At 54.8% G+C, this 6,775-nt stretch carries 7 protein-coding genes; 3 read left to right on the forward strand and 4 right to left on the reverse strand.

The window, feature by feature from the left end; genetic code table 11:
• Nucleotides 1-124: 124 nt before the first annotated feature.
• From ILT44_RS13480 to ILT44_RS13495, 4 genes are all read right to left on the reverse strand, one after another.
• Nucleotides 125-1,393: a TRAP transporter large permease gene (locus ILT44_RS13480; protein WP_204240111.1), complete on the reverse strand. Its 1,269-nt coding sequence runs from the start codon at nucleotides 1,391-1,393 to the stop codon at nucleotides 125-127.
• Between the two features lie 24 nt (nucleotides 1,394-1,417).
• Nucleotides 1,418-1,855, reverse strand: coding sequence for a TRAP transporter small permease (locus ILT44_RS13485; protein ID WP_204240112.1), 438 nt, complete (start codon nucleotides 1,853-1,855; stop codon nucleotides 1,418-1,420).
• A 50-nt stretch (nucleotides 1,856-1,905) separates the two neighbouring features.
• Nucleotides 1,906-2,892, reverse strand: coding sequence for a TRAP transporter substrate-binding protein (locus ILT44_RS13490; RefSeq protein ID WP_204240113.1), 987 nt, complete (start codon nucleotides 2,890-2,892; stop codon nucleotides 1,906-1,908).
• Between the two features lie 85 nt (nucleotides 2,893-2,977).
• Nucleotides 2,978-4,114, reverse strand: coding sequence for a M24 family metallopeptidase (locus ILT44_RS13495; protein WP_204240114.1), 1,137 nt, complete (start codon nucleotides 4,112-4,114; stop codon nucleotides 2,978-2,980).
• A 217-nt stretch (nucleotides 4,115-4,331) separates the two neighbouring features.
• Between ILT44_RS13495 and ILT44_RS13500 the strand changes: the two genes are divergently transcribed.
• The 3 genes from ILT44_RS13500 (at nucleotide 4,332) to ILT44_RS13505 (ending at nucleotide 6,183) form a co-directional block, all read left to right on the forward strand.
• The gene (locus tag ILT44_RS13500; RefSeq protein ID WP_204240115.1) at nucleotides 4,332-4,844 is read left to right on the forward strand and encodes a winged helix DNA-binding protein; all 513 of its coding nucleotides are present in this window, start codon (nucleotides 4,332-4,334) and stop codon (nucleotides 4,842-4,844) included.
• A 154-nt stretch (nucleotides 4,845-4,998) separates the two neighbouring features.
• Nucleotides 4,999-5,109 (forward strand): hypothetical protein, encoded by a 111-nt coding sequence (locus tag ILT44_RS31900; protein ID WP_372441160.1) that lies wholly within the window; start codon nucleotides 4,999-5,001, stop codon nucleotides 5,107-5,109.
• Nucleotides 5,110-5,409: 300 nt separating this feature from the next.
• Entirely contained in the window at nucleotides 5,410-6,183 is a 774-nt protein-coding gene (locus ILT44_RS13505) for a hypothetical protein (RefSeq protein ID WP_204240116.1), read from the forward strand.
• Nucleotides 6,184-6,775 lie beyond the last annotated feature (592 nt).

Below are 6,775 nucleotides of genomic sequence, written 5' to 3' on the forward strand. Positions count from 1 at the left end.
GGCTAGATGTCCATGCCAAACATCTGGACCGGAGCTCGAGTCCGCTACGAAGCCACTGAACTCCTACTTTAGGCAAACAGGGCGTGGACCCCCACCGAATACCGAGCCCGAATGCTATTCTCGACTACATGAGAGCGGCAGGAAGGAATGTAGCCATCTCCGGCACGAACACGAGAACTAACACCACGACTAACATGATCACGACGAATGGCCATATATCCACCTTGAAGACTGATATTTTCGCAATGTCCGCAGCAATGAACAGTTGCAAGCCCACGGGAGGTGTGATGGTCCCGATCATAATCGTGATGATCACAATCATGGCGAATTGGATATCATTGATCTCATAGAGCTGGACCAGCGGCATGAAGATCGGCACAAAGATGAGCATCGCGGCGGTGCCCTCAACAAACAGACCAACCACCATGAAGATCGTTACCACGATCATAAGAAGAGCGATTGGACTCGTGGTGATCTCCTGCAACACATCCTGCACCATGAAGCCGAAGCCAGATGTTGTTAACGCGAACCCGAAGATTGATCCCGCCGCAATGATAAACACGGGCACCGCCGTTGCCTCAACTGTCTCAGCCAGGATGGGCAAGATGTCCTTTAGGGTCAGTTCCCGATAGACAACGAAGCCGAGGAATAACCCATAGACGCAGGCAATGACGCCAGCCTCAGTCGGAGTCGTTACCCCAGTGAAAATGCCTCCAAGAATGATAACAGGAGCCAATAAAGCCGGCAATGCATCGAGAACTGGACCAACACATTCGCGCCACGTCATCTTTGGCGCACGTGGATAGCCGCGGCGTCCGGCCAGAAACGAAACCACAACCATCATCCCCAGACCGGTGATCAGTCCAGGAATGACTCCCGCAAGGAAGAGGGCGCCGACTGAGATGTTTGTAACCGACCCATAAATCACCATTGCGATGGACGGAGGAATAATCGCTCCGATGGTGGCAGATGCCGAGTTCACGCCTGCCGCAAAACCTGCATCATACCCCTCCTTCCTCATGTGAGGGATCAGAATGCGCCCCTGCGAGGCGGCGTCGGCCGTGGCAGAGCCTGACATCCCTGCAAAAAAGATGCTTGCAAGGATGTCGACCTGCGCGGTACCGCCCCGGAAATGCCCAACAAAGCAGCGTGAGACACCCAGGAGGCGATCAGTCAATCCGCCGCGGTTCATGATGACCGCCGCAAAGATGAAGAACGGCACGGCCAGAAGCGTGTACGAGTTGATGCCGCTCAGCACCCGCTCTGCCATGATCGTCATTGGCATGCCTCCGACGAAGAGCGAGAGAACGGCAGACATGATCATGGCAGCCGCCACTGATGTCCCAAGGAGAAGGAAGACAATGAACGACACGAACAGGACCGTCAGCTCCATAGCGGCTCTCCAGTGGCTTGACGATCAGGAACGCAGCGCGATTAGTCCGCGCAGGATATACCAAAACATAAAGAACGAGCCGACTGGTACCGCTAAGTAGAACAGGACCTGCGGGGCATCAGGGATCGTGTAGAAGAAAGAAAATCGATTTCGCCATGCCACGATGATACCTGAGTAAAGCAGCATACCAATAGCGGCGAGTTCAACGAGGCGCCTCAATATGTCGGAGATGCGCATTCCGGCCGGCCCCAACAATGCCGGGATGGCATCCACCTTGATGTGGGAATCTCTGGCGAACGCGACGGCAGATCCGAGAAAAGTGATCCACACGAACAGATACCGGCCGACTTCTTCCGACCACGCCTGTGGATTGTTGAAGATATAGCGCAGGACGACTTGCACGAAGCTGAGTCCAACGGTTGCAGCGACCAGGATGGAGGCAATCAGGAGGAGCAGCCGCACGGAGCGGCTGTCCTTTGTCTGGCTAACGGAGTCCAATGCAGGTTCCCCAATCATTGCTCGGATACCAGCATCTTGATGAACCGGTCGGCTCCCCTGTTGCGAGTGGCGACTTCATCCCTCAGAGGAGCCATCGCGGCCCGCCACTCCTCGATTTTCGGGGCCTCCACAACCTTGACGCCAGCTTTGGTGAGCCTGTCGTATGCTGACTTCTCCTCGGGCATCGCTATCTCGGTGTCGCTCCAGTCTCCGGTTTCAACTGCGGCAGCCTTCATGAGCGCCTGATCCTCAGGCTTCAGCCCCTTAAACTTGTTTTCATTCATCGCGAAGATCATTGATCCAAACATATGGCCGGTCTTCACGAGCGATTTGGTCACCTCGTTGAACTTCATATCAAGCGCAGTCGCGGGCGGGCTGTCGAGGCCCTCCGCAACGCCGGTCTGCATGGACGTGTAGACTTCGCCCCACGTCACGGGAGTTGGTCGCGATCCCATCAGCTCGAACATCCGGATCCAGACCGTGTTCTCCGGAGACCGCATCCGCTTGCCTTTCATGTCGGCAAGAGTTGCCGGGGGCTCACCTGTAAATAGAAGGTCTCGGAAGCCAAGATGGATAAAGCCGAGGATCTCTGTATCACTCGCCTCACGCACACCATCGGTCAGCGCTTTGCCGAATTCCCCCTTGTAGGCAGTGCGGGCATGATCCCAGTCGCGGAAGACAAACGGCAGTGAGGTCACCGCAATTGGCGGGAACACCTTGTCGAGGATCGCAGTTGATGTGATGGATATATCAATGGCGCCCTGGTTCACCAGATCGTATGCCTCGCGCTCTTGGCCGAGCTGTGCAGCGGGGAACACACGAACGGTGATGCGCTTTCCGGACTTTTCATTAACAAGCGCCGCAAAATGCTTGGCCGCTTTGTCAACGGCGCCGCCGACGGCGTGGTGATGCCCCAGCCGGAAGGTCTGGGCAAAGGCAGTAGCAGGAAGGAGACTTATGGTCGCCGCGACCAGCGCGGTGATACCAACAAACTTGGACATGCGCATTTCGTGTCACTCCTCTATTCGCCTTCTGGATTATGACTGTGCCGGAGCGCCGCCTAAAAGCGGCGCTCCGGCGAGTGGATCAATGCTGAAGCGTCTGCCCAATCACAGGGAGTTCCTTCGGTGCGATCCCGAGCGTCAGGATGCGGAAGCCCGTCTCGGTTACGAGAACCAGATCTTCGCTGTGGTAGAGCGACCCGTCATCATCCTTTGCTCCGGGCTCGATGTTGATCACCATGCCGGGCTGCAAAGGCGTCTTGTCTCCTGGGCGTAACATCGGGTTCTCATGCAACTCGACGCCGAAGCTGTGCCCAACATGAGGCATATGAAACTTAAGCCCGTGCCGCGCAAACTCCTCCTTGCAGAGGTAGAATAGATCTTCTGCGAGAATTCCGGGCGCCACCGCGTTAATCGTGGCTGTCTCACACGCGATCAGTGCTGCATAGACTTGCTTCTGCATGTCAGAGGGTTCGCCTGCCGAATAGGTGCGGGCGAAATCGCTTGCAAATGCTCCATAGGTCCCCCCAACATCGAAACGGATGAGGTCGCCTGGCTGTGGAATGACGTCGGGCTGAGCGATCGCATGAGGATGCGGTGTCCGCTTTCCGCTCGCAAAGCACAAAAAGAGCGTACCGTCGGCACCATAATTGATGATGTTATTCGCGATCTTGTTCGCCATATCGTACTCGGAATCTCCGAGTTTGCTGGCGGCCATAGCATCCAGAACGGCGCGATGGGTCTGCTTAGTTGTCGTCTCCAGCAGTTGGATCTCGCTGTCGCTTTTGATAACCCGTACTGCTGCTATGGTCTCGGTCGTATTCACGAGCTCTACGTCAGGAAGAGACTCCTTTAAAAGAGCGTAGGAGGTTGACGGAAGATAATCGAGATCGATTCCAATCTTTCCCTTATTGAGCCCTTCCTTCTTTAGTTCCTCGACAAGCCTATCAATCGGGTTATGCACAAACTCGGTGTAAATTCTAACATCCGGAATCCAGCTCTCGGAGCGGGTCAGGCTCTCCTCGATGCTGCAGACAAGAACAAATGGCTCGGATCGGGCTGGCAAAACGGTATAGGCCTGCCGGGGACGGATCGCTTTAACAGTGAGAACGTAGGCACCCGAGGCGTAAGTAAAATTCTCAGGGCTCATCGCAACAATCGCATCGAGCCCTTCTTGCTTTGCCAAATCGCGCAACGCTCTACTATTCGGTTTGAAGTTCATCCTGATATATCCTTCCCTGCTCTCTTAGCCCGTTCGAGCCTCTTGCAATTTCAATCGTCTGCCGAGCACATCCAACAAGCTGTCAGCAAGTTGTCGCGAGTTCAATAGGCTTTGGAGACAATTTATAGGTAATTTGCCGTGTGAATGTCGTTGTCTTGTTGGAAGTGCGCTAGTACATGGCTTGCTCGTTGGATGGTTCGGAACCGGGAGTAGGACGATGATGCGGCTGAGTGATGAGAAGGCCCTTACTAGCTTTATAGAAGAACAAGGGCCTGCCATGACCCAGTTTGAGTTGAACCTTAATGTCGCGAAGAATGCCTTTGAACAATGGGTCGTACGATGCGCCGCCGCGGCTGGAATAAAAGGGTTTTCGTCGCTTGAATTGCTTGTCTTGCATATGGTTAGCCACAAGAATGGCTCTAAGCGCATTGCGGATATCTGTTTTGCTCTAAAGATTGAGGACAGCCACTTGGTGTCCTATGCTTTAAAAAAGCTTTCGAAAGCAGATCTCGTCGAGAGCAAGAAGATTAGCAAGGATACATTCTTCTCAACTACAGAGAAGGGTCGAAAGATGGTCTCAGCCTATCATAGCGTCAGACAACGTTGCCTCATTCGCTCGTTGGCAATGTTTTCGACGTCAGAACTTGATCTTAGCCAGCTGACCGATATGCTTCGGGTCTTATCTGGGATCTACGAGCAAGCAGCGCGCAACGCTGAAACATCAATCTAACGATCACCGTCCAACGGGCGCTGCTCCCCCAATTCAGCGCTCTCAGCTCCTCCAGTGGAAGGAGCCCCAGATTGAATAGAGTCAGGACACGGACAGGCGATAACCGTGGATCGCGTAAGCCGGGGCAGAGACGCGCCCCTGGCGGCGTCATGACTTGCGGCGGACGACAGCCACACGCCTGGCGGAAATGGGCACCCTCCCTCATGTGGTTGAGGCAATCCTCAACCACGTTTCCGACCACAAAGCCGGCGTCGCCAGAATTTAAACCGTGCGACCTACTCAACTGAGAAGAAGCAAGCGCTCGATAGGTGGGTTGCGCATATCCAATCGGTAGTAAGCCTCAAGTTTGCACGAACCGGCAGTGGCGATTCCCATTCCAGCTAGCGTGCAAAATACTCGTCCAGCACTATACTGAGACCTGGGCGCGGCTAGGTTTGGCCGCCGAAAGCCTGGACCGCACCGGGCCCGCCGCGCCTTATTCATGCGGGAAGCGCCATGCGGAGGTGCATCCATGTCGAGAAGTGTTTCTTCTCGCTTACTAGTACCGCCAGGGTACGTTTCGCTTGTGAAAGCACTGCTCATCACTTGGGCAGTACGGTGTGATGACTGGTCGTTTATACTCGACCACAAGGTACAGCATGACGGATACATACCTTCCGCGTGGGAGGTAGATCGTCAGCGCGTTCAAGTTGTTGGATCCTTCGACGTGCTGGAGCATTCCGACGTGGTGGTGTCGGTAGATGGCGAGCTTGTACCTGTCGACCCCAGTATTTTACCTGGGAGCTATTCCCGGCCCAAAGTTGACGCCCTCGTGCTAGGGCACGATGCCGCTGACGAACTGAGGCGGGCATTTGGCAAATACAGATTATCACCTTGCTTTCTTAGGACAGACGGCAGCTTAGTTCAGTTTGGCTATCGTGGTGAGTGGTACGACAGGCAATGCCTGCAATGGTTCACCAATGAAGTTATATCGCACTACGATCCCAAATATGTTTCCATCGTCGTGCGCTTCTCCGAACTCAAGCAGTACCTCACACGTGATGGCTTCGCCGAGCCTTTGGTCAGGGTGAGCCCGAGAATAGATCTTCCTGCCGAAGAGCAAGATGATATACAGGCCCCCTCAGACCCTCTGAACGCAGTTGACAGCTCCAAAGCGAGCTCTGAGCGGGTTTCACCACAGCGAGTTCGCGTAGAGAGGGTTCTACGCACGTTATATCCGGACGGCATTCCTGGCCGCGATATCATCTCCGATACCAAACTCCACCAGGAGGTGATCAAACTCCTAGAGTTCAACCCTCCGTCTATCTGGACAATTCGAAGAGCTGCAGGGCGAGCTTGATGAGCAGCGATTAGCAATGCGAGCAACAAGAGCATGCTCTTGTTGCTCCGTGCATAGGTAGACATAAGCGCTCATGGTGTTCCGCATGGCCAAATAGATCGGCGGAATAGCGATGTTCAACAGCCAAGATCTCTCTCAAATCGGACCAAGGGGTCACCGGGTTCAACACATACGAGACGCTGCGGCGCTGGCCACAGAAATCATTCAGAGCCTGCGCAGCACGTGGAAGACATTTCACCCTGGCCAACACCAGCCCTCGGCTACTCTTCGGACCTCCGTCGAAGAGCAAAGCCTTTCCCAGCTTACGAGCATTATCGCCGCTCTTGCTACTGAAGCAGAACACAGTGCGAGTGTAGCGCTACGGCAATGGGAGTTCTCTCCGCCTTGCAGCGAGTTCACTCGCCTACCGCCGGAGATAGCGCGGCATCGCATCCTAGAAACGGCCGAGGCTGCTGCGTTCTGCGGGTTCTCAGTAGCGCATTGGCGGAGGCTCTACCGCAATGGGAGGGCTCCTAATACCAAGTCCCAACGAGGATGACTCGTCGCAGTTTCAAAGCACCGGAGATGTGATTCAACATGGCAAACGAGGAGG

Origin of the sequence: Microvirga arvi (genome assembly GCF_016892765.1) — a bacterium.
Classification (GTDB): Bacteria; Pseudomonadota; Alphaproteobacteria; order Rhizobiales; family Beijerinckiaceae; genus Microvirga; species Microvirga arvi.